At 73.0% G+C, this 23,068-nt stretch carries 22 protein-coding genes; 10 read left to right on the plus strand and 12 right to left on the minus strand.

The genetic code is table 11. From position 1 onward, the window contains the following. Nucleotides 1-84: 84 nt before the first annotated feature. From ACIHIX_RS32150 to ACIHIX_RS32170, 5 genes are all read right to left on the minus strand, one after another. Nucleotides 85-4,992: a DNA-binding protein gene (locus tag ACIHIX_RS32150; protein WP_399962340.1), complete on the minus strand. Its 4,908-nt coding sequence runs from the start codon at nt 4,990-4,992 to the stop codon at nt 85-87. After that, nucleotides 4,989-5,855: a DUF4132 domain-containing protein gene (locus tag ACIHIX_RS32155; RefSeq protein WP_399962342.1), complete on the minus strand. Its 867-nt coding sequence runs from the start codon at nt 5,853-5,855 to the stop codon at nt 4,989-4,991. Before ACIHIX_RS32155 ends, ACIHIX_RS32150 begins: the two co-directional genes overlap by 4 nt. A 265-nt stretch (nt 5,856-6,120) precedes the next feature. Beyond that, nucleotides 6,121-6,612: a hypothetical protein gene (locus ACIHIX_RS32160; protein ID WP_399962344.1), complete on the minus strand. Its 492-nt coding sequence runs from the start codon at nt 6,610-6,612 to the stop codon at nt 6,121-6,123. 87 nt (nt 6,613-6,699) lie between these two features. Further along, entirely contained in the window at nt 6,700-8,724 is a 2,025-nt protein-coding gene (locus tag ACIHIX_RS32165) for a DUF1996 domain-containing protein (protein WP_399962541.1), read from the minus strand. 200 nt (nt 8,725-8,924) lie between these two features. Continuing rightward, nucleotides 8,925-10,010, minus strand: coding sequence for a DUF5937 family protein (locus tag ACIHIX_RS32170; RefSeq protein ID WP_399962346.1), 1,086 nt, complete (start codon nt 10,008-10,010; stop codon nt 8,925-8,927). Between the two features lie 98 nt (nt 10,011-10,108). On the opposite strand from ACIHIX_RS32170, the gene ACIHIX_RS32175 reads away from it, so the two are divergent. From ACIHIX_RS32175 to ACIHIX_RS32185, 3 genes are all read left to right on the plus strand, one after another. Continuing rightward, the gene (locus ACIHIX_RS32175) at nt 10,109-11,416 is read left to right on the plus strand and encodes an MFS transporter (RefSeq protein ID WP_399962347.1); all 1,308 of its coding nucleotides are present in this window, start codon (nt 10,109-10,111) and stop codon (nt 11,414-11,416) included. After that, nucleotides 11,406-11,894 (plus strand): DUF5709 domain-containing protein, encoded by a 489-nt coding sequence (locus tag ACIHIX_RS32180; RefSeq protein WP_399962349.1) that lies wholly within the window; start codon nt 11,406-11,408, stop codon nt 11,892-11,894. Before ACIHIX_RS32175 ends, ACIHIX_RS32180 begins: the two co-directional genes overlap by 11 nt. A 298-nt stretch (nt 11,895-12,192) precedes the next feature. Beyond that, nucleotides 12,193-13,446 (plus strand): sulfite oxidase, encoded by a 1,254-nt coding sequence (locus tag ACIHIX_RS32185; protein ID WP_399962351.1) that lies wholly within the window; start codon nt 12,193-12,195, stop codon nt 13,444-13,446. 17 nt (nt 13,447-13,463) lie between these two features. Here ACIHIX_RS32185 and ACIHIX_RS32190 read toward each other — a convergent pair whose 3' ends face one another. Further along, entirely contained in the window at nt 13,464-14,534 is a 1,071-nt protein-coding gene (locus tag ACIHIX_RS32190) for a Glu/Leu/Phe/Val dehydrogenase dimerization domain-containing protein (RefSeq protein ID WP_399962353.1), read from the minus strand. Between the two features lie 79 nt (nt 14,535-14,613). On the opposite strand from ACIHIX_RS32190, the gene ACIHIX_RS32195 reads away from it, so the two are divergent. Continuing rightward, entirely contained in the window at nt 14,614-15,069 is a 456-nt protein-coding gene (locus ACIHIX_RS32195) for an Lrp/AsnC family transcriptional regulator (RefSeq protein ID WP_399962355.1), read from the plus strand. A gap of 4 nt (nt 15,070-15,073) precedes the next feature. On the opposite strand, the gene ACIHIX_RS32200 is transcribed toward ACIHIX_RS32195, so the two are convergent. Then, nucleotides 15,074-15,994 carry a glycoside hydrolase family 16 protein gene (locus ACIHIX_RS32200; protein ID WP_399962357.1) on the minus strand — a complete coding sequence of 307 codons (921 nt, stop codon included), beginning with the start codon at nt 15,992-15,994 and terminating at the stop codon, nt 15,074-15,076. Between the two features lie 178 nt (nt 15,995-16,172). Here ACIHIX_RS32200 and ACIHIX_RS32205 point away from each other — a divergent pair, with 178 nt between their 5' ends. From ACIHIX_RS32205 to ACIHIX_RS32230, 6 genes are all read left to right on the plus strand, one after another. Beyond that, the gene (locus tag ACIHIX_RS32205) at nt 16,173-17,330 is read left to right on the plus strand and encodes an aromatic acid exporter family protein (protein ID WP_399962359.1); all 1,158 of its coding nucleotides are present in this window, start codon (nt 16,173-16,175) and stop codon (nt 17,328-17,330) included. Between the two features lie 178 nt (nt 17,331-17,508). Next, the gene (locus tag ACIHIX_RS32210; protein WP_399962361.1) at nt 17,509-17,670 is read left to right on the plus strand and encodes a hypothetical protein; all 162 of its coding nucleotides are present in this window, start codon (nt 17,509-17,511) and stop codon (nt 17,668-17,670) included. 119 nt (nt 17,671-17,789) lie between these two features. Then, nucleotides 17,790-18,017 carry a hypothetical protein gene (locus ACIHIX_RS32215; protein WP_399962363.1) on the plus strand — a complete coding sequence of 76 codons (228 nt, stop codon included), beginning with the start codon at nt 17,790-17,792 and terminating at the stop codon, nt 18,015-18,017. Then, entirely contained in the window at nt 18,010-18,969 is a 960-nt protein-coding gene (locus tag ACIHIX_RS32220) for a hypothetical protein (protein WP_399962365.1), read from the plus strand. The genes ACIHIX_RS32215 and ACIHIX_RS32220 overlap by 8 nt, the downstream gene beginning before the upstream one ends. Next, nucleotides 18,956-19,228, plus strand: a complete 273-nt coding sequence (locus tag ACIHIX_RS32225; RefSeq protein ID WP_399962367.1) for a PqqD family protein — start codon at nt 18,956-18,958, stop codon at nt 19,226-19,228. The genes ACIHIX_RS32220 and ACIHIX_RS32225 overlap by 14 nt, the downstream gene beginning before the upstream one ends. Nucleotides 19,229-19,253: 25 nt before the next feature. Continuing rightward, nucleotides 19,254-19,688 (plus strand): VOC family protein, encoded by a 435-nt coding sequence (locus tag ACIHIX_RS32230; RefSeq protein ID WP_399962369.1) that lies wholly within the window; start codon nt 19,254-19,256, stop codon nt 19,686-19,688. Nucleotides 19,689-19,934: 246 nt separating this feature from the next. On the opposite strand, the gene ACIHIX_RS32235 is transcribed toward ACIHIX_RS32230, so the two are convergent. From ACIHIX_RS32235 to ACIHIX_RS32255, 5 genes are all read right to left on the minus strand, one after another. Further along, the gene (locus tag ACIHIX_RS32235) at nt 19,935-20,465 is read right to left on the minus strand and encodes a hypothetical protein (protein WP_399962371.1); all 531 of its coding nucleotides are present in this window, start codon (nt 20,463-20,465) and stop codon (nt 19,935-19,937) included. 156 nt (nt 20,466-20,621) lie between these two features. Then, complete coding sequence (locus tag ACIHIX_RS32240) at nt 20,622-21,467, minus strand: alpha/beta hydrolase (RefSeq protein WP_399962373.1); 846 nt, start codon at nt 21,465-21,467, stop codon at nt 20,622-20,624. Nucleotides 21,468-21,515: 48 nt separating this feature from the next. Beyond that, the gene (locus ACIHIX_RS32245; protein ID WP_399962375.1) at nt 21,516-21,686 is read right to left on the minus strand and encodes a phosphotransferase; all 171 of its coding nucleotides are present in this window, start codon (nt 21,684-21,686) and stop codon (nt 21,516-21,518) included. A 3-nt stretch (nt 21,687-21,689) separates the two neighbouring features. Next, nucleotides 21,690-21,911 carry a hypothetical protein gene (locus ACIHIX_RS32250; RefSeq protein ID WP_399962376.1) on the minus strand — a complete coding sequence of 74 codons (222 nt, stop codon included), beginning with the start codon at nt 21,909-21,911 and terminating at the stop codon, nt 21,690-21,692. Then, nucleotides 21,901-22,989, minus strand: coding sequence for an LLM class flavin-dependent oxidoreductase (locus tag ACIHIX_RS32255; RefSeq protein WP_399962378.1), 1,089 nt, complete (start codon nt 22,987-22,989; stop codon nt 21,901-21,903). Before ACIHIX_RS32255 ends, ACIHIX_RS32250 begins: the two co-directional genes overlap by 11 nt. Nucleotides 22,990-23,068 lie beyond the last annotated feature (79 nt).

Consider the following 23,068-nt stretch of genomic DNA (forward strand, 5'->3'; position numbering starts at 1 on the left):
GGTCGTTGGGGGGGGGGGGGGGGGGTGGGGGGGGGGGGTTCGGGGGGGCCGCCGCGGCGCGGCGGCGCCCCGTGGGGTGCCAGGTCAGCGGCGGCGTGACCGCCGCGCCTTCTTCAGCTCCTCGAACCGGGGAGCGTCACCGTCCTGGACGCGCTGCCAGGCCCGGCGGTAGAGGGCCGCGGCCGGTGTCAGCGGCACGATGAGGCCGAACGGCGTGTGCTCGGCGGTCGTCTCGCCGAACAGCGGCAGCTTCCAGCGCTCCAGCGGAACGCGCGGCGCCGACTGCTCGGCCCACCCGCCCGGCAGGAACAGGGACCGTCCGGCCCGGGTCCGGGTGGCCTCGACCACGAGGTCGCCGGCGGCCAGCTCGGCGCGCGCCGCCTTCAGCCGGGCCGGCTTCCAGCCCGTCCAGCGGGCCGTCATCCGGTCGGTCGGGTCGGGCATGGCGAGCAGCATCAGATAGAGCGTGGCGGCGTCCTCGCCGAGGCCGTACTCCTTGGCGGCCTCCGTCACCAGCTCGGGAACCGAGCGGCTCGGGTCCTGCGGCCACCACGTGCCGTCCTTGTCCCGGGTGCCCGCGATCGGCTCGCCGGGGTCGGCGAGGAGGGCCGCGAACTCCCGGTCGCGGACCAGGCGCAGAGCGACTTCGGCGGCGTAGGGGCGCTGGTCGTCGACGCGGACGGCGGGCAGGTACGGGTCCTGGCCGGCCTCGTCGAGGAGGTCGACGCGCAGGCCCGGGGCGGGCTGGTCGTCATGGGTGGCGAGGACGACCGCGCCGTACCGTTCGAAGCCCGGGCCGGTCTCCGTGGGGGTGCCCGCGGTCTTCCGGAAGTCGGGCAGGCTGATGTAGCGGCCCAGGTCGAGCATCAGCCCGGGGTGGGCCAGCCGTTCGCGCAGCGCGGTGAGCGCCGGGGGCAGCGCGGCCCGGACCGGGTCGCCCGCGGGCAGCCGGTGGGCGAGCCAGGAGACGAGGCCGACGGATCCGGTCAGCGTGTCCGCCGTGAAGCCGTCCTTGTCGTCCCCGACGGGCCGTACCCGGTCGCCGCTGACCGCCCACTCCAGGTCACGGCTGAGCTGGGGGGAGGCGGACGGGTCCAGCAGCGCGGGCAGCGCCTGCCGGACCGGCCAGGACGTGTGCCGGAAGGCGCGGACCGCGTCGCTGAGGAGTTCCTCGGGCACGGCCACCCGCTTGCCGACCTTGGCGTTCCACACGGCGGCGGCAGCGGCCACGTCCGGTCCCTCGGTCCACAGGCGGGCCGGTTCGGCGGGCAGCAGCGCGCCCACGACCGCGGCCCGGACCGCTCCGTCGACGCCCCTCAGCTCGTCCTTGGCGACCGCCGCCGGGGCGACCTTCACCCCGATGTGGGTGCGGGCCTCGGTGCTCAGGAAGGTCCGCTGGTAGCCGTCGACCCCCGGCAGACCGGCGACGACCAGCCGGGCCATCGTGTCGGTCACCCCGGTCAGCCGGGCGAACTCCTCGGCGGCCGCCGGGAACCAGGGCGCGGGGCCGCGTGCCGCCAGCTCGGCCAGGAACGCGCCGAGCCAGGCCGCGTCCGGGTCTTCACCGAGCGGCGTCGACGACAGCGCCCGGTAAGGCTCGGGTGTCTCGAACCGGCCGGCGGGGTCGTGGAAGTAACCGCTGAACGTGCCGCCGTCGTCCTCCAGCGAGCGGCGTCCGGTGACGGCGAGGAAGGCGCCGTCGGCCAGCGGGAGCAGCCCGTTCCACGAGCCGCCGCGCCAGTCGCCCGCGGGGGTGCGCAGCGGGGCCGCCGGCACGTGCAGGGTCACCTTGCGCCAGCGGGCGGACGCGGCCGGGACCAGCCCGAGGCGGTCGAACTCGGCGAGCAGCGTGCTCAGTACCTCACGGTGCTGCTCGGTGGTGGTGCCGGAGGCCGCCCGGTAGGCCAGGGAAGCCGTCCGCTCCAGCAGCGACTCCAGGTCGGGCTGGCCCGTGGGCAGCGGGTGCCCGTCGAGGTGGAGCCGGGTGTCCGCCCGCTCGGGGAGCGCCGCCCCGGTGAGCCCGGCGGCCCGGGCCAGGACCCGCAGGGAGCGGAAGGCGGTGTCGGCCTCGGAGTCGCCGTTCCACCAGTAACCCCGCGAGGTGCCCAGTCCGTTCGTCGCCTCCAGGAGCAGGGTGTCCGCCGGGCCGGCCGGTCCCTCGTCCTCCACGTCGCCTTCGAGGGCACGGGTGAGCCGGGCCGCCGCCGCGTCCAGCACCGCCTGCTGTCCCGCCGCGTAGCGCGCGACTCCGGCGATGCCCTTCACGAGTGCCTCGTGCGTGACGGGAAGGAGGGCCCGGACCGCGTCGGGCAGGGCCTTCTCGTCGTTGTCCGCCGCGGCGGCCAGCAGGGCCGCGGCCGTCTCCGGTTCCACGGCCCGCAGCGCCCTGGAGCCCTCCGGGTCGCGCGCGGTCAGGCACTCCCAGTACTGCACGGGCGGCAGCAGCAGCGTGCCCTCGCCGAAGACTCCGGGGGTGCGGTCGGTCTTGCCCCAGGCGGTCACGACACCGTCGGCGTCGACCACTTCGAGCTGCCAGTTGTTGCGCACCACGGCGGTGGCCCGCTCGGCGCCGGGGAACATGACGACCGCGGTCGGGCGGCCCGCCTGAGCGGGCACGGTGATGGTGTGTCCGGCGAGATCCTCGGCCCGCCGGGAACCGTCCGGCAGCTCCACCACCCGCAGGCCGGTCAGTCCGTTCACCGGCGTGCAGGCCGGGGTGTGTCCGGCGGTGGGGGCGGGGCGCAGCCGGCCGCCCGCGTAGCCGCTGCCCTCGGGCGCGTCACGCAGCGCGTTGGCCAGGAAGGCGGGCCTGCTCATGCGGCCGCGTTCGTTGGTGGCCGGGTCGTACTCGTACCAGCCGCGCGCCTCCTGGTCCTCGGAGTCCGCGTGCCAGACCCAGTACGAGGAACCGTCGAAGAGCAGCGGCCGTTCGTCGGGCAGTGTGGTGTCGCCCGCGTGCAGGACGCCGCGACCGGTGGTCCGGCCGCCGTCCGGCAGGGGCAGGGTGATCGGGAAGTCGCCCCGGTACCAGTCCATCTCGGTGCCCCGGGTGCGGTGGGAACCCTGGAGGGACTCGACGCGGTCGGCCCGGGAGTGCCAGTAGCCGCGCAGGCCGTCCTTGCGGGAGTTCCAGTAGACGAGGAGTTCGCCGTCCACGTGATGGAAGCCAGGGTCGCCCGCCACGTCGTTCGAGGGCAGCCGCAGGTCGTGGGTGAGCAGGGTGCCTTCGGCGCCGATCACCCGGGCCTGGGCGCCTCCCGCCACGACGAGGTGGGGCCAGGCGTCGGCGACGATGACGTCCTCCACCCGGTCCTTGGGCACGAGCGCGGCCGTCGCCTCCTCCCAGGCGGGCCAGCCGAGTTCGTCGAAGAGCCCGGCGCGCAGGGTGCGGGCCAGCACCGGCGCGAGGTCCGTGCCGACCGCGGCCCGGACGTCGTCCCCGGCCAGCGCCAGCGCCTCGGCGGGCAGCCAGCCCAGCCGGTTCAGCGCGTTCGGCAGCCCCGGCAGGCCGACCGCGGTGAACTGCCGTACGACCGAGCTCACCCACTCCGCCAGCCAGGGGCGGCCGCCGGGGGAGGCCGCCAGCAGGCGGATGGCCCGCAGGCCCTGGTCGCTGTTCTGGAGCCGGTCGGCCCCCCGCAGGAAGGCGTCCCGGAACCGGACGTCGGCGCCGAACAGCAGCAGCTCCCGCTGCCCCTCGCCCATGGCCCACGCCATCAGCGGCAGATCCTCGCCCTTGCCCGGCGCGGCCACCGGCACGTCGAGCGACAGCAGCAGGTCGATCAGGTCGATGTCGTGCCGTACCCGCAACGCGCCATCGGACGCGCCGAGTTCGGCGCGCAGCCGGTCCGCCGCCCGCTCCACCAGCGGATACAGCTCCGGCATCCGGGTGGACTCGCGCCAGGACCGGGCCCGCTCACGGAACGTCAGGAAGCGCTCCAGCCAGCCCGCCGTGCCGTCGCCCGGCCGCTCCTCCGCGGGCAGCGCACCGTCCCACAGCCCCGCCGTCGCCCCGGACGCCTCCAGCACCTGGAGCCACATCGCGGGCAGCTCGCGGTCGGCGCCGGCGGGCAGCATGTCCAGCAGCACGCCGCGCACCCGCCGTTCCCGCTCCGCCAGCGCCACCAGGGCCGTCCGATGCCCCTTCCACCAACCGGCCGCCGCGCGCAGCGTCGCCGGCAGGCTCAGCAGCTCGGCCAGGTAGTCCTGCTCCGCGCGGTCGGCGTCCTGACCCGCGGCGCGGGCGAGCCGACGCAGGTCGTTGGCCATCTGGGCGGACGGCGGCAGACCGCCCGCGGTACGGCGCAGACACAGCCGGGTGAAGCGGCGCAGCGCCTCCTGCGGCGACACGCGCGCGGCCAGCTCCTTGCCGTACGCGGACAGCACCTTGACCGGCAGCGCACCGGCCAGCGCGAACTCCAGGAACACCGCGTCCAGGCGCTCCTCCTCCACCGTCAGCCCGTGCTCCGCCTCGGCCTTGCGTGCGCGGGTGAACAACTGGGCGGCGTAGGTGGCGTTCTCCTCCGCCAGGAACACCCGCCCGGCCTGCTCGTAGAACGTGGGCAGGAAGTGCGGGACGGCCGCGGCCAGCCGCTGACCGAGCTCCAGATAGGCGTCCAGGGCGGCCTTCGGCCGGGACTTCGCCTGCCGGGCCGCGCGCTCCAGATCCGGTACGACTCCCAGGGCGTGGTGGCCGTCCTCGGGGTGGTGCACCAGCACCCACTCGGGGAAGCCCAGCGACTGGCGCAGCCCCAGCCCTACGACGGCCGGCTCGGCGTCCTGTTCCATGCCGAGGAACCCGGCGGCCAGGTCCTCGGCCGCGCCCAGTTCACCGGCGACCAGCCGCACCACCACACGGTCGTCGAGCCCCGGGTGACGGTAGGTGCGCGCCGTCAGCGGTACCGCGCGCTCGCCGGCCCCCTCGACGTCCGGCGGCAACACCGCGCCCGCCGACAGCAGTTCCTCGTACGACACCTGCGTCCCCCCGCTCATGCGCTCTTGCCTTCCTCGATCACGCGCCCCGCGTACAGCGCCGCGGCCATCCGCATCCCCTCGGACCAGGCCACCGGCCCCACCTCCCGCAACGGCAGGGCCCGCCCGTCCTGGTCCTGCCAGGTGAGGCTGCCGGTCTCCACCGTGTCCTCCCAGTACGGCTCCCCGATCCACACCGAGGCCTCCACGGTCCGCCCGCCGTCGCGCACCCGGGCCGTGGAGTAGCCCCCGGAGACGCGGTAGCCCAGCGAGCTCGCGCGGGCGGCGAGGGCGAAGCGGGAGCGGAAGGAGCCGCCGGTGAACTCGCGTATCTCGGTGGCCTTCGGATCGAGGTCGGCGAGCCGCTGCCAGGTCGCGCGGTGGATCTGCTCGACGCGCTGGACGATCCCCAGCTCGGCCGCGAACTCCCGGATGTCCTCCAGGTCCGGCAGCAGCACCGGGTGCGGCAGGGTCACCGTGCGCGGCGACAGCCGTACGGTCTCGCCGTCCAGGTTCACCACCCGCAGCTCGCCGTCCTCGGTGGCCCCGCGCAGGAACCCGACCTCGTCCGGGTCGTCACCCACCACGGCCATGTCCCGCAGCGCGGACTGCCAGGCCTCGTCCGGCCACACCCGGGCCAGCAGACCGGTGGGCACGGGCAGCGACGACACCATCCAGGAGTCGACCTGCGCGACGCAGGCCGTGGCGTGCCGATCCAGCCATTCGGCGAACCGACGCAGCCGGTCCACCTCCGGGTGGTCACGCAGCGCGCGCGGCAGCGACTTCAACTGCCGCCCCGCCGCCCGCCCCGAGGTGGCACGCGCCGCCACCCGCCCGTCCACCAGGGCGACTTCATACCCGTCACCCGCCGAGAGCCAACCCACGAGTCCCCGCCTTCCGCAACAAGACAGCAAGAAGAAAGCACAGTTCAACCGGGGACATCCCGGCGCCAGTGCGACGATGCGAGGAACGTTAGCGGCGATCACTGACAATCGGTCGCGCAGGCCGGATTCCAGGGCTCGGCGGAGGAGCGCGGAGGCGGGGACGAGCGCGTGCGCGGGGGCTGCGGGCGGGGTCCGCGACGTACCGCGGGGGCCGCGCAAGGGCGCTCGGTTTCAGCCAGGTGAAGAGAGAGTGCCCCCGGCGCGGTCAGGCGGTGTGCTTGTACATCGCCAGGAGATACTGGCGGCCCGGGTGCGGCACCTGGTCGTCCCGGCCGCGGAGGCCGAAGACCGCGCACACGTCGGCGGGCCGGGTGAGGATGCTGGACTGCTCGCCGAAGGTGAGCCTGTCGTTGAGGTGGCGTTCACAGCCCGCCGCGTCCAGCGCCGCGAGCAGTTCCTCACGGTCCACGGTGGACGTGTACGACTGCGCGTCGGGCAGGACGAGTTCGGGCAGATGAGCGGTCGATCCGGGGCGCAGATTGATCGAGATGCCGCTCACCGCACGCCGGGTGACGTACAGGTTGAGCCCTCCCCAGGTGTGCGGGTAGCCGTCGATGTCGGGCCCCTTCAGACGGATGGCCGGGTGCGGACGCCCCGGACCGAGGAGGTCCTCGGCCTCGGTCAGGGGCATTCCGCACTCCAGTGGCCCGATCCGGCCGGTGCGGGCGAAGCCGGTGAGCACGTCCATCAAGGTCATGCCGGCGACTGTGCCGGCTGCCGCGGCCGGCCCGCACTCGGATATCGGCGTCCGGACCTGTCGGCGTCCACTGGTAGGACTGAAACCTCACATGTAACGGCGCCTGGTGCGTCGCAGGAGTACGAACCCGGAGATCAGGAGCACCGCTCCCGCCGCGGCGGGCCACAGCTGGGTACCGGTCTCGGCGAGGCTGCCCCCGCCACCCTGCGGCTCGGTCTGGGACTCCGCCGGAGACTGCGTCACCACGCCGGGCGACACGGTCTGGGAGGCGCCGGGGTCGCTGGCGTCCTCGGGGGACTGTGTGGCGGGCCGCTGGGTGGCGGAGGGCGAGGTGTACGTCTTCGGCTGGTCGGCGCCGGGCGCGGTGCTCTCGGCAGCGGTCGGCTCCTCGGCGGTCGGCTCTTCGGCGGTCGGGGTCGGCTGCTCCTGCGGCTCGTCGCCGGAGCCGCCGTTGTCGCCGGAGCCGCCGTTGTCATCGGAGCCGCCGTTGTCGTCGCCGCCGGAACCAGGCGCAGGGGCGGTGGTGTTGTCCCCGCCGGAACCCGGCTCCTGAGTGGCGCCGTCATCCGAGCCGTTGCCGTTCCCGGTGTCGCCGCCGCCGTCGCCGTTGTCGCCCCCGCCGTTTCCGGGCTCCGCGCCCCCGCCGTTGTCGCCGCCGCCGTTGCCCGCGTCACCCGCGCCGCACTGCCGGCCGTCGTTGATGCAGCCGACCATCTTGGTCATCAGGTCCTCGTCGAAGACGTTGATGAAGTCGCCGTGGTCGGTGACGGGCTTGTGGAGTTGCTCGGGGAAGGCGTCCACGGCGAACAGCGGCGTGGTGCGGCCGCCGTCCTGAAGGCTCGGTGCGTCGATGTCGTAGACGATGCGCTGGACGAGCTGCGGGATGGCCCGGAAACCGGCCGGGCAGGCGCCGTCGAGCTGGGCGAAGGCCACATGGGTGCGGTGGTTGGCGCTGTCGATGTTGCGACCGTCCCAGCAGCTCTGGAACTTGAACGTCCGGACCACGTCACTGCCCTGCGGGCACAGCGGGTACTTGTCCTTCAACTGGCGGTCCTCGAACCCGGTGCAGCTCCAGGACGCGTTGGCGTTGGCGGTGCCGTTGACGAACGCCTTGGCGTCGCCGGTGATGATGCGCAGCAGCCGCGGCATGGCCGTGACCTTGCTGTTGGGGCTGCCGACAAAGGTGAGGGTGACCTCCTTGGGCGTGACGATCTCACCCGCGTTGCCCTCGACGCCGCCGCCCGGGGCGCCCGCGTCCTGCTCCTGGGTGCCGTTCTGCAGACGCACGACGGGCCAGTAGTAGGAGGACTTGTCGCCCTTGTCGACGCAACTGGTGTCGCCGGCGGCCAGTTCGTTGTCGTCGGCGAAGGCGTTGTTGGCCTGGTTGCCGACGTAGTCGTGGAAGTGGTGGGCGCCGTTGGAGACGCCGGGCGCCACGATCACGTTGTCCGAGTTGAACAGGCCGTTGGCGTTCACCCCGCAGCTGGTGACGAAGGTGCCGCTGGAGGCGTCGGCGCCGGGGTTCGGGGCCTGCGCGGCGGGCGGTGCGGTGGTGATGTCGGCGTAGTCGGCGGCGACGGGCCCGTTGCCGGACTGACCTCCGTTGCCCTGCTGTTGACCGGCCTGGTCGTCCTGGCCGCCGCCTTGGTCGCCCTGACCCTCTTGGCCCGTCTGACCCTCCTGGTCCGCTTGGTCCCCGTTCTCCCCACCGGTGGCCTGGGCTTCGGGCTCGCGCAGCGTGCACGTGGCCAACTTGTCCAGACCTTCGGGGCGTTCACCCGTGCGGTCGAGGGCGGCGGCTATGCGCTCGATCGTCGAGGCCCGGCTCTCGGAGAGCGGATCCACGATCTGGCTCTGGGCGGCTTCACGGCCCTGGACCGCCTGGTTCTGCAACGCCTGGTAGGCCTGCGCCGTCTGCTGGTCCAGCTGGGCGAGTTCCTTGTCGACGTCCGCCCTCGCGTCTTCGGGGACGCTGGTCAGCGCGTCGCCCACGTCAGGGCAGTCGATCGTGCCCGCTCCCCAACCGTCGTCGGACGACAGGGTCGTCGGAGAGGTGTCCTCGGTGGCGGAGGCGTACACGTTCGCGGCCACCAGGCCGCCACCTCCCAGCATGAGAGCCACGGCGGCGAAGGTCGCCCGCCGTGCACCTGTCGGTCGTCTGCGCTTACTGCGTCCCACGGAAGTACTCCTGCGCGTGTCGTCCGTCCCGGGCATGAAAATCCCCCAGCCCCATACGGATGCGGAGCGACCTGTGTTCAACCGCCTCGGGAATTCACAGCACCCTCATACGCGACGCGGGGTGTTCAGCATGGTCAGCGCAGTACCGCCGCCAGCAGATCGGTGCCCAGGGCCGTCAGGTCGGGCAGGCTGAGGGTGTGGCGGACATAGCGGCCCTGTCGGCGGGCCGTGAGCAGGCCCGCGCGGCGCAGGACGGCGAGGTGGCGGGAGACCTCCGGGCGTGACAGGTCCCAGAAGTGGGCCAGCTCGCTGGTGGTGTGCGGGCCGCGGGCCAGCGTGCGCAGCAGCCGCAGCCGTACCGGATGCGCGAGTGCCTCCAGCCGGAGGGTGACCGTCTCCAGGGAGACGGGCTCGGCCGGACCCGGGGCGGCGACGGGGTACTGCACCACCGGATGCCACCCGGGCGCGTGGACCGCCACCAGGTGCGGACGGCCGAAGACGCTGGGGATGAAGGTGACCCCGCCCTCGCGGGCGGTGGTCGCCTTGTCCTGCACCTTGTCCACGATGATGCAGTCGCCGTCCGGCGCCAGGGTGATCGCGCCGGAGACCGAGGCGAGTGCCGCTTCGACGCCCTGACGCCTGAGCAGTTCGTTCTTGAGCCGCAGGTCGGCGGCGAGTTGTACGGCGACACCCGCCCAGGCGCCGTCGAAGAACGCCTCGGCGCACTCCTCAAGGGTGTGGCGCACCCGTGCCCGGACCGCGGCCGGGTCCGCGAGCAGCCGTTCCGCGAACGCCTCTTGTAGAGCGCCGCGGGCCTGTGCGACGTCCAGGGCCCGCTCACGCGCCGTCGGGTCGGTGAGCGGTGAGACGCCGGGGAAACGGACCCGGCTGCTCCCGCAGGTGGTGACGAGCGCGGCGGTCACATAAGTCTCGTCGTCGATCAGGTCGACGCCGTCCAGCTCCTCGGCGAGGGTCGGCCCGGGCCGGGCGGGGATCAGGAAGTCGGCCTGTGAGGAACGCCAGAGGAACTCCGCCTCCCTGAGCCGCTCGGCGAGCTCCGGCCGCAGCCCGGCCCAGACCTCACCGGCCCAGTCGGCGAACTGCGGATGATGGCCGGGCTCGGCCAGCACATGCAGCATCGCGGTCAGTTCGGCCAGCGGCGAGGCGGCGAACCGCAGCCGTGGGGAGGGCAGCCCGCTGATGTCGATCCTCAACGTCACCCCTCATTCTCACCGGTCGGCCGGGCGGTGACGGCGTCGGTTGACGGTATCCGTCAACCGACATGGCCCATCGGGCGTTTGGCCGCACCTTTCACTCCATGGCAACGACCCCCAAGATCCGCCCCCGCGCCCTCGTCCGTGCCTCCGGCGGCCCCCGCTACGCCGTCGCACTCGCCGTGGACGCCCTCGGCACCGGCCTGTTGCGGCCTTTTCTGCTGCTGTACGGGGTGACCGTGCTGAGGCTGTCCGCGCCGGCCACCGGCGTCGCCATGACGGTCGGCATCGTCGTGGGCCTGGGGTGCCTGCCCGCGGTGGGCCGATGGCTGGACCGGGGTGCGCGCAGCACGGTCGTGGCGGCGTCGATGCTGGTACGGGTACTGGGCGTGGCGCTGCTGCTGGCGACCCCGGCGGGGCACGTCCAGTCCTTCGCCGCGGCGGCGCTCTTCCTCGGCGTCGGCAACCAGTCCTGGCCGGCCGCCCACGCCGCGCTCGTGGCCACCGTCGCCCAGGGCCGGGACCGCGACGCCGCTCTCGCGGCGGGCCGCGCCCTGCGCAACGCCGGCCTGGGTGTGGGCGCGCTCATCGCCACCGCCTGCCTGGCGGGCGGCACCACCGCACTGCGGTCGCTGGCGGCGGTCACCGGGCTCGCCTATCTGATCGCGGCGGCCCTGGCCTGGTCGGTCCACCTGCACGCCCGTCCGGCCGCGGCCCGAGGCCGGGCACCGACCCGGGCGGACTCCGCGGGGCCCAGGCCCCGAATGCGCGCCCTGCTGGCCGCCAACGTGATCTACGTCTTCTGCCTCAACGTCCCCGAGATCGCGCTGCCCCTGGTCCTGGTGACCCAGCTGCACGCCTCCCCGGTGTGGCCGGCGGCCGTCTTCGTCGCCAACACGGTGCTGGTGGTCACGCTCCAGGTCCCCGTGACCGTCCTGCTGTCCCGCTACTCCCGGCGTACCGTGCTGGCGCTGGCGGGCGTGCTCCTCACCGTGTCCTACCTGGGCTTCCTCGCGGCCACCTCGCTGGGCCACGGCTGGGGCGCCCCCGCCGTCGCCGCGGTCTCCGTGCTCTGCACGCTCGGCGAGATCGTCTACGCGGGCAGCGCCACCGCGCTGGTGACCGTTCTCGCCCCCGAGCACGCCCTGGGGCGCACCCTCGCCCGCTTCGAACTCTCCACCGGCCTCGGCCTCGCGGTCTCCCCGGCCGTCATCACCGCCCTGGCCCCGCACGGCCCGACCGCTCTGTGGGGCGGCCTCGCCACGGCGACCCTGCTGTCCGCCACCGCCGTCGCCACCGAGAAGGACCACACGGTGGTCTCCCGTCGCGGAGCAGGTGTGGCGCACTGGGTACTCGGTACTCCCCGCAGACGGAAAGACCCAGCACGTCCCGGAGGCGATCATGAGCGATGAGTACACGGCGGACGACGTTCACCAGCCCACGGGCGGCAACGAGGAACAGGCGGACGCCGCCGCGCTGGATCTCCAGGACGCGGTGGACGAGCGCACCTACGACGACATGCTGGACGAGGGCTACTCGCCGCCGGAGAAGCCGCTCGGGGTGACGAAGCCGGGCACCACGGCGGCCGAGCAGCGGGAGGGGGAGTCCCTGGACGACCGGCTGCGCCAGGAGGTCCCCGAGGTGACGGAACCGGCCGGGGACGGGATCGGCGACGTACCGGAGGGCGAGGGCGAACCACTCGACCCGGAGGCCGGGGAAGACCGCGCCGGCCGGCTGCTGGCGCCCGACGAGGGCGTGCGCGAGGACACCACCAAGGGACTGGTCGCCGAGGACGAGGGCATCGACGGCGGCGCGGCGGGCGCCGAGGAGGCGGCCATGCACGTCGTACGGGAGGACCGGCTGCCGTCGCCGGACGACCAGGACGACTGAGCAGGAAGACACCGGAGCGTAAGCCGAAGCCGAAGCCGAAGCCGGAGCCGGAGCCGGAGCCGAAGTCGGAGCCGAAGTCCGAGACGAGGCCGTCGGTTTCCTCGTACGATGGCTCGCATGATCCTCAGCCGACGCCGCCCCGCCGTTCAGCGGTCCCGCGCGCTTCTCTCGCTCGGCTGTTGTTGATCTTCCCCGCGTAACGACCTGGCCGAACAGGCCGGTTGGCACTTCGTCATGCCTTGTCTTCTGTCGCGCTCCTGCTTCCGTCCTGACCGTTCCCGTGAAAGGGCACACCTCCATGCGCACACCCGAAACCGCCTACGACCGTCGCAGACTCCGGCAGTGGCTGGCCGGCGAGGCCCGCGCGGACGGCGTCTCGCGGCGGGACATGCTGCGGCTGCTCGCCGCGGCCGGCGGTGCCCTCGCCGTCCCCGCCGGGCTCAACACCCCTGCCACGGCCGCGACTTCACCGGGGATCGTCAAACCGCTGCCGGACGAGTGGTTCACCGTGCGCGGCACCAACGCGGAGACCCGGTTCGCCGCGCTGGCGGAGACCGGCTATCACACGCCCGTCGAGCGCTTCTTCGTCCGCAACCACACCTCCACCCCGGTCCTCGACGCCGCCGACTGGACCCTGACCGTGCACGGCGACGGGCTGGCGCACGGCCGCGGCGCGGAGTTCACCCTCGACGACCTGAAGCGGCTGCCCGCCGTCACCCGCACGGCGTTCGTGGAGTGCGCGGGCAACGGGCGCAGCCTCTTCACCACCCAGCAGGGCCAGAGCGTCACCGGCACCGCCTGGACCCTGGGCGCGATCGGCACCGCCCGATGGCGCGGTGCGCGCCTGGCCGACGTACTCCACCGCGCCGGGCTGAGCCGCGCCGCCGTCGACGTGCTGCCGCGTGGCCTGGACGCCGACTACGTGACCGCCGACGGAACCAACCTGGGCCGGGTCCGCCGCCCCCTGCCGGTGTCCAAGGCGTTGGACGACGTGCTGTTGGCGTACGAGATGAACGGCGAGCCACTGCCGTACGACCACGGCCATCCCGTACGGGTCCTGGTGCCCTCCTGGATCGGGATCGCCTCGATCAAGTGGGTCGGCGACATCGAGGTGTCGGCGCAGCCGCTGTACTCGCCCTGGAACACCGACTTCTACCGGCTGTTCGGCGACGCCTACCCGCCGGGCGGCAGCGCCCCGCTGACCCGGCAGACCGTCAAGAGCGCCTGGGAACTCGCCTGGGGCGCCGGTCTCGCCGCCGGACAGGAGCACCGGCTGACGGGCCGCTCCTGGTCCGGGGCCGGCGGCATCGTCCGGGTCGACGTCAGCACGGACGGCGGGACGCGGTGGCGGCGGGCGCGGCTGCACGACACCGCCCACCGCGACGGCTGGGTCCGCTGGTCCACCGACTGGCGTCCGCCGGCGCCGGGCTCGTACAGCCTGCTCGCCCGCGCCACGGACAGCGCGGGCCGCACCCAGCCGGACACGGCCGCGGCGAACACCCAGGGCTATCTCTTCGACGCCGTGGTCCGGCATCCGGTGACCGTCGCGTGACGTCCCCGGCCCCCCGGTCAACGCCCCGCAGAGGCCGGGGAGTTCGCCGCGCCCGTCTTCGCCAGGCGGGCCTCGGCGAGCTCCCGGGCGGCCCGTAGCGGGGTCACGCCCGTCGAGCGGGCCAGTTCGAGGACGTGACTGACGGTGTCGCCGATCTCTTCCACGCGCCGGTACGCGGCCTCGTGGCCGCAGCGGTCCGATTCCCGGGCGAGCGTGTAGACGATGCCGCCCGCGCTCGCGACGTAGTCCGGGATCCAGACGACACCGTGCCGGGCGAGGGTGTCGGCGACGGACTCCTCGGCGAGCTGGTTGTTCGCGGGGCCGACGACCAGGGCCGCGGCGAGCCGGGGCACGCTCTGCTCGCTCAGGACCCCGCCCACGGCCGCCGGCACGAGGATGTCGGCCGGCACGGTCAGCGCCTCCTCCGGCTCGACCCAGCCGAACCCGGCGGCCAGCGCGGCGTCCTTGCGGGCCGGCGCCACGTCCGACACCAGCACCCGCGCCCCCTCGGCGGACAGCCCGGCCGCGACGCCGCCCCCGACCGATCCGAAGCCGCTGACGACCACCGTGCGGCCGGCGCAGGAGGCGTCGCCGAAGACATGCCGGGCACCGGCGTGCAGGGCGGCCAGTACCCCGGTGGCGGTGGGGGCGCCGGAGTCGCCGGTCCCGCCGTGCTCCTCGGGCGCGCAGTACGCGTACGGCGTGAACCGCTTCAGGACCATCATGTCCCGTGGCCCGGTGCCGATGTCGGGACCGGTCCGGTACGCCCCCTGCCAGGAGGCGACCAGTTCACCGAGGTCTTCGAGCGCGGCCTCGCGCAGGTCCGGGGTGAGGTCGGTGTCCCGGTCGAGGGCGATCACGCTCTTGCCGCCGCCGAAGTCCAGGCCGGCCACGGCCGCTTTGTAGGTCATGGCCTCCGACAGCCGCAGGGCGTCGGCGAGTCCGTCCCGCCAGGTGTCGTAACGGCGCATCCGGCATCCGCCGACGGCCGGTCCCAGGGTCCGTGAATGGAGGGCGACGATGATCGGCAGCCCGGAACGGGCACCGCGGCGGACGACGACCTCTTCATGGGTGAATGCTTCGCTCATGGAGCCGAAGCTAGGGTCGTGCACGGCCCAACCGGCCCTCGGCCGAAGGAAATTCGGAATGCGACGTGTGGAGGCAGCCATGGACGAAGTTGATTCGGCGATCGTGCACCATCTGCAGGTGGACGGCCGGCTCTCCAACCGCGCGCTCGCCGAGAAGGTCGGCATCGCGCCCTCCACCTGTCTGGAGCGCACCCGGCTGCTCCAGCGGCGCGGCGTCATCGAGGGGTTCCGCGCGCAGGTCTCGCTGCGCGCGCTCAACCGGCCGGTCCAGGCGATGGTCGCCACGCAGATCCGGCCGCTGCGCCGCGATGTCGTGGCCGCGTTCGAGCAGTCGGTGACCCGGCTCCCGGAGGTCGTCTCCGTCTACACCATGGCCGGCAGCGACGACTTCCTCGTCCATGTCACCGCCCAGGACATCGACCACCTGCACGCCTTCCTCCTGGACCAGTTCACCGACCGCCGCGAGATCGTCGGCTTCCGCACCTCGATCATCTACCAGCACCTGACCAACCCGGTGCTCGATCCGCTGCCGTGAGCCGCTACGCCGTCCAGTCGTACGCGTACGCCGCGACCCAGGTGATGTCGAGCTGTGAGCTGCTGCCCGGCGCCGCCCCGGGGCCTTCCAGCGCGCTCTCGTTCTGCAGCACCCAGGACAGGGGCTGGTCGGGGACCTCGCGGGTGTCCTGCCCGATCTGCCGGCCGTCGACGAAGAAGCGGACGTGTCCCGGCGTCCACTCCGTGGAGACGGTGTGCCACTCGGTCCAGTCGTCAGCGCCCGGGAAGGAGCCCTGCTCTCCGCCACCGCAGGGATGATGGAAGGCCGTCAGCGACCCGGTCCACTCGCCCTCGGGATGGTCCATCTCGCAGCCGCCGCCGTAGTGCAGCCAGGCGGACTTGTAGCCGGGAGCCGCCTTCGTCACCTTGATGCGCGCGCTGTACTTGCCGTACGCCATCTCCATCACGGCCCGCGGAACCACCGCGGCGGCGTGCACGGGACCGCCGTCGGCGGGCCGCCACATGCGGATGGTCATCCGCCCGTCGCCGTCGGCGGCGGGGCCGACGCTCACGGTGTCCTCGGGGTGGTAGACCCCGACCACGTCCCGGTCCCGGCTGTTGGCGGTGTCGCGCCAACCGGTCGGATACGCCCACCAGTTGTCGCGGTACGTGCCGCTCAGACCCCCGCAGTAGGCCGCGGACGTGTCGACGTGGTGCTCGCAGTCGCTGAACGCGCCCAGCGGCACTTCGTCGCCGTTGAAGTCCTCGGCGAGCACCTGCCAGAAGGGCCCGCAGTCACCACGGGGCAGGTGCACGCTCGTGGTGCGGCAGGCGTCGGCGGCCCCGTCCGCCGCGGGCGCCCCGTCCGCGCGGGGGAGCCCCAGCAGTCCGGCCGCGGTCAGCACGACCGCGCAGGAGATCAGAAGTCCCTTTTTGTGGTGGTGCCGCGCCGCGTGTGAACCCATCCCGAGGCTCCCTCGATGCTCACCGGCTCTCAAAGGCCCGAGGAAGCATCCTCGCGCGCGGGCCCGTGCCGGAGCCACCCCCGCACCGGCCCCGGAACCGGACCCCCGCACTCCGCCGTGCCGCCGTCCGCGGGATCCCGAAGGTGCGTCTCGTGCCAGACGTGGCACTTGGTGTGCCATGGAGTGGATCGGCAGGACGTTCCGGGCGGTCAGGTGGCGAACCGGGGCCGCGGCACAGGCCGTACGGCGGGCGTGGGCGGGCCCGGGACGGGAACGGGACATGGTCGCGCAGGCCTGCAAGGCGGCGCTGGCGGCCTGGGTGGCGTGGGCCGTGGCGGGCTGGTGGCTGGCGGCCCCGATGGCGTTCGTGGCGCCCTGGGTGGCGGTCGCGCTGGTGGAGTCGACGGTGTACCGGTCGGTCGCGCACGGCTTGCAGCAGCTCGCGGCGATCGCCGTCGGCACGGTGGTGGCGACCGCCACGGCGATGCTGCTGGGGGACGCGATGGTCACGATGGCCCTCGTCCTGCCGGTGGTGCTGCTGCTGGGACAGTGGCGGCGGCTGGGGAGCCAGGGCGTCTTCGGCGCGACCGGGGCGCTGTTCGTCCTGACGAGCGGCCCGGTCACGCTCAGCGGGGCGGCGGCGCGGCTGAGCGAGGCGGTGTTCGGCGCCGTGGTCGGGGTGGCGGTCAACGCGTTGGTCAGGCCCCCGACGTACCTGCGGGACACGCGTGCCGCCCTGGCGGAGGCCGCCGACGAGGCGCGGGACATCCTCGACGCGGTCGCGGACGGGCTCACCGACGCCGCGTGGGACGGTCACGAGGCCGGCCGGTGGCACGAGCGCGCCCTGCGTCTGGGACGCCTGGTCGACCAGGCGAGGTCGGCGATCGGCTGGAGCGAGGAGAGCCTCAGGGGCAATCTCCTGCGCTCCCGCCGCAGCGGCGCCGCCCCGCACGGCACGACGTACGACGACGCGCTGGCCGTGCTGGACCACGTCGCCGTCCATACGGCGGGCGTGACCCGCACTGTGCGGGAGGTGGCCGAGAGCACGACGGCCGAGCCGGCCGCGGGCGTCACCGGCGCCTACGCCGACTTCCTCCGTGACACGGCACGCGCCGTCCACCTCTACGGCCGGTACCGGTTCGCCGCGCACGGCCCCGACGAGAGGGCCGTCACGGCACTGGACGAAGCCGCCGCGGATCTGCGACGCACCCTGGACACCCTGCGCCAACAGCTCCCGGGCGCCGCACCGGACGACCCCGACGCGCTGGTCACGTACGGAACGCTGCTGGCCCAGGCACAGCGCTTGGCCGACCATCTGGGTGTGAAACGGGTGTGAGGCCGGTAGCCGGTTCATCGGGCTGCCGTCAAACGCCGGAGATACTCCGGCAAAGCGGTGGACAACGATGGTCAATTGAATCCAGCCCCCGTTGTCCGTACATCCCGCACCCCCAACTCTGGTGGCACGGACGGAAATTGATCCGGCCGTACGAACCGGCTCACCCGGAGGTAGAGAAGTGACGCAGATCGTCCTCACCGAACCGCTGATGGTGGGAAACATGGAAGCCCCCAGGGTCACCCTTCTCGGTGCCCTCGACGACGACCAGGGAGTGTCCGGAATGGGCCTGGAGAACCAGGCCCCCAAGCCGATCATGGCGATCATCTACAACGGCATCTGACCTTCCCGGAGGGCCGACGCCAGTACCCCTGGCGTCGGCCCAGTCCGCCCCTTTCTCCCCACATGAGCTCTTCGCACGAGCTCTCCACACGAGCGCGTGCCGACGGTGAGGACCGAAGAATGCCGAGACGAATCTGGGTGGCGGAGGGTGTCGCGAGCGACGGCGACATGTACGGCCGCGCCCTGCAGATGCCGGACGGTGGCGGCGCCGGCCCCGGCGACAGCGGGGTGCGGCGCGCGGCGGGGACGATCCTGAAGAACCACCTCGGCGACATCCCCTCCTGCCCCTGTCTGGCCGCACTGGTACCGGACGACCGCGAGCGGACCCGGGAGGCCGTCGATGCGTGAAGCGGGACTGAGGGACGGCGTCGAGGCCAACCTCCGCGCCGTGTTCGGCGACCGGGCCGCCGGATTCCTCACCGACGAACCGGAGTTGGCCGAGTGGCTGGCGGAGCGGGGACTGCCCGCCGCCACCTTCGACGCGGTGCTCTGCGGCCGCGACCGGCCGCCGCCGCGCGCCGTCGCCGTCCCCCTCGACTACGGCAGACTGCCGTCCCGCCTCGACCTGCGGGACATCCTCGCCGAGAGCAGCGTGCTGTGGATGTCCCTGGCCTCCTTCTCCGGCGACCTCGACGTGGCGAAATACGCCGTCGAGAAATTCGCGCAGATCGATCTCACCAGCGCGGTGGCGGCCAACCGGAAAGTCATCGCACGGCTGTTGCTGGCCCACGAGGAGATCGGCCTGCACGGACCGGGAACGGACCTCACCCTGCGCCTCCCCGAAGTCCTCCAACTCTCCAGCCGCACCCGCACGGAACTCCTCCCCGACGAGCACTCCACGATCGGCAACTATTTCGAGGTGGCGATGTCGCCCACCGACCTGGCGGGCCGGGTCGACAGCGAACTCACCGTCTCCGGGACGCTGCGCGTAGATTCCGTACTGGTGGCCAAACACCGCGAACTGAGAGGCGAGCGAGCGGGCCGTTTCGACCTCGCCAAGGAAATCGCCGAGGACATGCGCAAGGCGTGCCCGCTCTACGTCACCATCGAGGGCAACCACTTCGTCGACGGCTTCGGTCCCTGGGCCGACGGCATCGACGCCACCAGCGGCCCCCAGTACCGGGGCGCGGTGACCGAGGTCGCCATCGGCACCGGACTCCTCGACCCCGTCCACGTCGACTGGAGCCTGAACTGCCTCCTCAACGAGGGCGCGGCCGGAGTCCATCTCGGCGTCGGCAACGGCCTCGACGGCATGCACTTCGACTTCATCTCCACGGAGGCCCGCCTTGTCACCCGCTGACACCCGACTCCGCCTGGTGGACTCCCTCCATCTGCAGACCGAACCCGACGGCACCGGCCGCGTGGTCGACGACCGCACTTTCACGGCCGCCCGCGTCAACGCGTCCGCCCGCATCCTCCTCGAAGCCCTGCGCGAGCCCCGCACCCGTGAGGACCTCCGGACGATCCTCGCGCAGGCCGCTTCCTGCCCACCGCAGGAGGCGGAAGAGCCGGTGGCACGCTTGGTGGAGGAGCTCCTGTCGTACGGCTGGATCGAATGACCTGGCCCCTTGCTATGGTGCGCCGATGTCAACGATCAAGCAGGTCCAGATCACCTTCGACTGCGCGTCGCCCGAACGCGTCGCCCGCTTCTGGTGCGAGGTGCTGGGGTACGTGCCACCACCGCCGCCGGCGGGGTTCGCCGGCTGGGACGACTTCAACGATGCCCAGGCCCCGGAGGACCGCGACACGTGGTTCGCCTGCAGTGATCCCTCCGGGGTGGGCCCGCGCCTGTACTTCCAGCGCGTTCCCGAGGGAAAGGTCGTCAAGAACCGGGTGCATCTCGACGTACGGGTGGGCACCGGCCTCGTGGGGGAGGAGCGCCTGGCCGTGCTGGAGGCCGAGTGCGCACGGCTGGTCGCGCTCGGCGCGGTGCGCGTCCGACTGCTGCGCGCCGATGGCGTCAACGAGTCCTGCATCACCATGCAGGACGTCGAGGGCAACGAGTTCTGCCTCGACTGAGCACCCTCACGGACGGCCAGGAGGGGAGCCGTCGCGCCACAGGAACCGGTCGAGTGGCGGTTCCCCCGCCAGCCGAGCGCACCGTAATCCTCCAGGGTGCGGTTGAGCGCGCCGGGCATGTAGAGGCGGGCGGTCAGGCCCAGGGCGCTGGTCGCGGCCGAGGCCAGCACCGCTCCTGGCAGCAGCGGGGCCACGGCACGCGCCCGGCCAGGAGCAGACGCTGCGTCCACAGCCACACGCCCGTGCTCACCAGGAAGTAGAGCGGGATACCAGCCATCCACCCACGCCGAAGCCGGTGCGCAGGGGGCTCTGGAGCAGGACGACCAGCATCAGCACGAGCAGCCACACCAGCCAGCGCCACGCCGCGACCCTGGTCCCCGCCTTCGGCAGCCGACAGGCCCGCTCGCTGACCCGGGCCATGGCCCTGCTGAAACTGGTGGCGGAGACCAGCGCCACCACCAGACCGAGGGCGCCGGTGGTCTCGCGCAGACTGTCGTCGACGGACTGGCCCAGCACCTGCTGGAGTTCGAGATCCGACAGGCCGGTCAGACCGAACATGGCGCGCAGCGACTCCCGTAACTGCTCGCGCACGCCGAGCGGGGCGAAGGCGGCGAGCGCGAACAGCAGCGGCACCGCGGCCAGGAACGCCTGAGCCGCGAGCCTGGTCCCGGCGTCCAGCAGGTTCGCGGTCAGCAAGCGGCCCGTCAGTTCGCTCACGACGGGGAACCGCTGCTCGGCACGGCCACGCAGGCGCTCCAGACGCGCCGTCCACGCCATCGCGCCTCCCACCTGTGCGCCGCGCCGTCGAGCCCAGTCAAGGCGCGGTCCCCCCGCGGCATCGAGCGGAGCTGATCCGATCGGGGCGTCCGGTCACCGTGGACCGGCACTGTGGTGCTGTCCGGGGAGCGGGCGGAGCGATGACGCCGGTCGTCGTCAGTGGTCCGATCGCCACAGCCAGCGCAGGGCGTCGGGGAGCAGGACTCCGCCGTGGTTGGGGCTGTGGCCGCCGTCGCCCAGGACGAGGCGGAAGTCGTATCCGGCCTCCGCGAGTGCGGCGGCGACGCGCAGGTTGTCGGCGAGCCAGTTGCCCTCGGGTTCGTTCCAGCGCAGGTCGCGATGGCCCGCCTGGAGGAAGACGCGCAGCGGTTTGCGCGGCACGCCGGGGATCAGTTCGGGGTAGGGGTTGCCGCCCGGCATCTGCGGGAAGCTCGACAGGCAGCCGATGACGCGGCGGAACCGGTCCGGGCGCAGCCACGCCGCGGTGAAGGCGCAGTTGCCGCCGCTGCTGCCGCCGCAGATGCCCCAACGGTCGGGGTCCTCGGCGATGGTGTGGCGCCGGGTCACCTCCGGGATGATCTCGTCCAGCAGGAATCCGACGTACCGGTCGTCGAACGCGTCGTACTCGGTGTTGCGGTTCTTGGGATGCTCGGCGCCGGGGAAGACACCGGGGTCGACGAAGACGCCGATGGTGACCGGGATGTCGCCGCTGTGGACGAGGTTGTCCAGGACGATCCCGCCACGGACCTCTCCCTCGGGGTCCAGGTACCACCACCCGTCCTGGAACACCATCAGCGACGCGGGCTGCGCGGGGTCGTACCGGGCGGGCACATGAACCCAGAACCTGCGGGTCGTGCCCGGGTAGACCGCACTGTCCTGCCAGTCGAACGCGACCGTCTCGCCGGCCGGCACGCCGGCCTGGACCACCGAGTCGGGACCGTGGACGTAGCGGACGTCCGACTGATCGACCGGCAGCGACTGATAAGGCACCTGGAACGTCACGCGGGCCAACCTAGGAAGGATCACCAGCCGCCTCAAAGGATTTACCGCTCACTCGCGCCGGCCACCGGTCAGCGTGGTGCGCTCCCGCCACAGGCGTTCCCCCCGACCGCCCGGCTCCGCGTCCGCGCAGCACGCCAGATCCTCGACCGGATCGCCGACGTGGGCGAACTCCCAGTCGACGACCGCGGTGACGGCGAAGGTGCCGGGATCGAGCAGCACGTTCTACGGGCCGAAGTCACTGCCGAGCGTCAGGGTCCGCGCGTCGACCGCCCGTACCGGCGGCACGGGCAACCGCCCCTGAAGTCGGGTCAGCAGTCGGTGCTCGCCCCGTAACCGGAGTTCGGCGCCCGGCCCTTCGTAGGTCTTCGCCACGACGGCGCCATCGGTGACGGTGCGGTTGGTGTAGCCGTGCTTGAGCGGACGCACCCCCTGATCATCCGGCATCCGCGGCACGCCAGGGGGCCTGGCGATGAGTTCGGACCGTCGCCGGCACCGCTGTCGAGGCGGCCCGCCACCCCAGCTCCGGGGCGATCAGCTGCCGTACGTCGTGCAGGATCTGCTCGTACTCCTCCCGGTGGAACTCGTACGGCAGCTCCAGCCGCAGCTCCGAGACCTCACCGAGGACGGGATCTGCGGTCAGCTGTTCGAGGATCTGGTCGGCGATTCCGACCACGTCCGGGGCGAACAACGTCCGCTTCGGGCCCTGCGGCGCCAGGGTCCGTTCGTGGCGGCTCGCCGCGTAGGCGCGGTAGCGGGCCCGCCCCGCCGCGTCGGCGCTGTCGAAGGGCACGATCACCCGGCCCAGTGCCACCCGCACCGGACGGTCCGCGTCCCGGGCCGCCGGGGTGCGCCGGTACTCGGCCAGCAGGTTCAGCTGGGCCGTGGTGAAGTCGTCCGTGCCCTCGCCGGTGACGATGTTGCCGGTCAGCAGGCTCAGTCCCTGCTCCGCCGCCCACCGCGCCGAACGCAGGCTCCCGCCGCCGTACCAGATGCGCCGGGCCAGTCCCGGGTTGTGCGGCTGAAGCCGCGGGCGCTGGACGTTGCCCGGCGAGTGGATGACCGTGTCCGGGCCGCCGAGATAGTCGCCGCCCAGGTGGGTGAGGACACGGGCGATCCTGCCGTACGACAGGTCGAGGCGTCGCCAGTCCCCGTCGTGCACGAGGTCCCCGAGCAGGTCGGCGTGCGGCATCCCGGTGCTGAAGCCGACCTGGAGCCGCCCGCGCGACAGGACGTCGGCCAGGGCGAGGTCCTCGGCGAGACGGAAGGGGTTCTCGTAGCCGATGGGGATGACGGCGCTGCCCAGCTCGATGTGCTTGGTGCGCTGTCCGGCCGCGGCGAGGAACACGGCGGCCGAGCCGACGCCGTGTTCCAGGTGGCGCTGGCGGATCCAGGCCCCGTCGAAGCCGAGCCGCTCGCCGTACTCGAACAGAGCGAGCGTCTCCTCCAGACCGGTGTGCGGGTCGTCGTCGGCGAAGTTGCCCGGGGTGAGGAAGGCCAGTGAGGTGAGGGCGGGGGTGGGCATGGGCGGCGGTCCTCGATTCTTGGTGGTCTCGACGAGGGCAAGGAGGCAACGACGGGTGCCGGACGGCCCGGGGGCGCCG

This window comes from Streptomyces sp. NPDC051913, from assembly GCF_044593635.1.
Classification (GTDB): Bacteria; Actinomycetota; Actinomycetes; order Streptomycetales; family Streptomycetaceae; genus Streptomyces.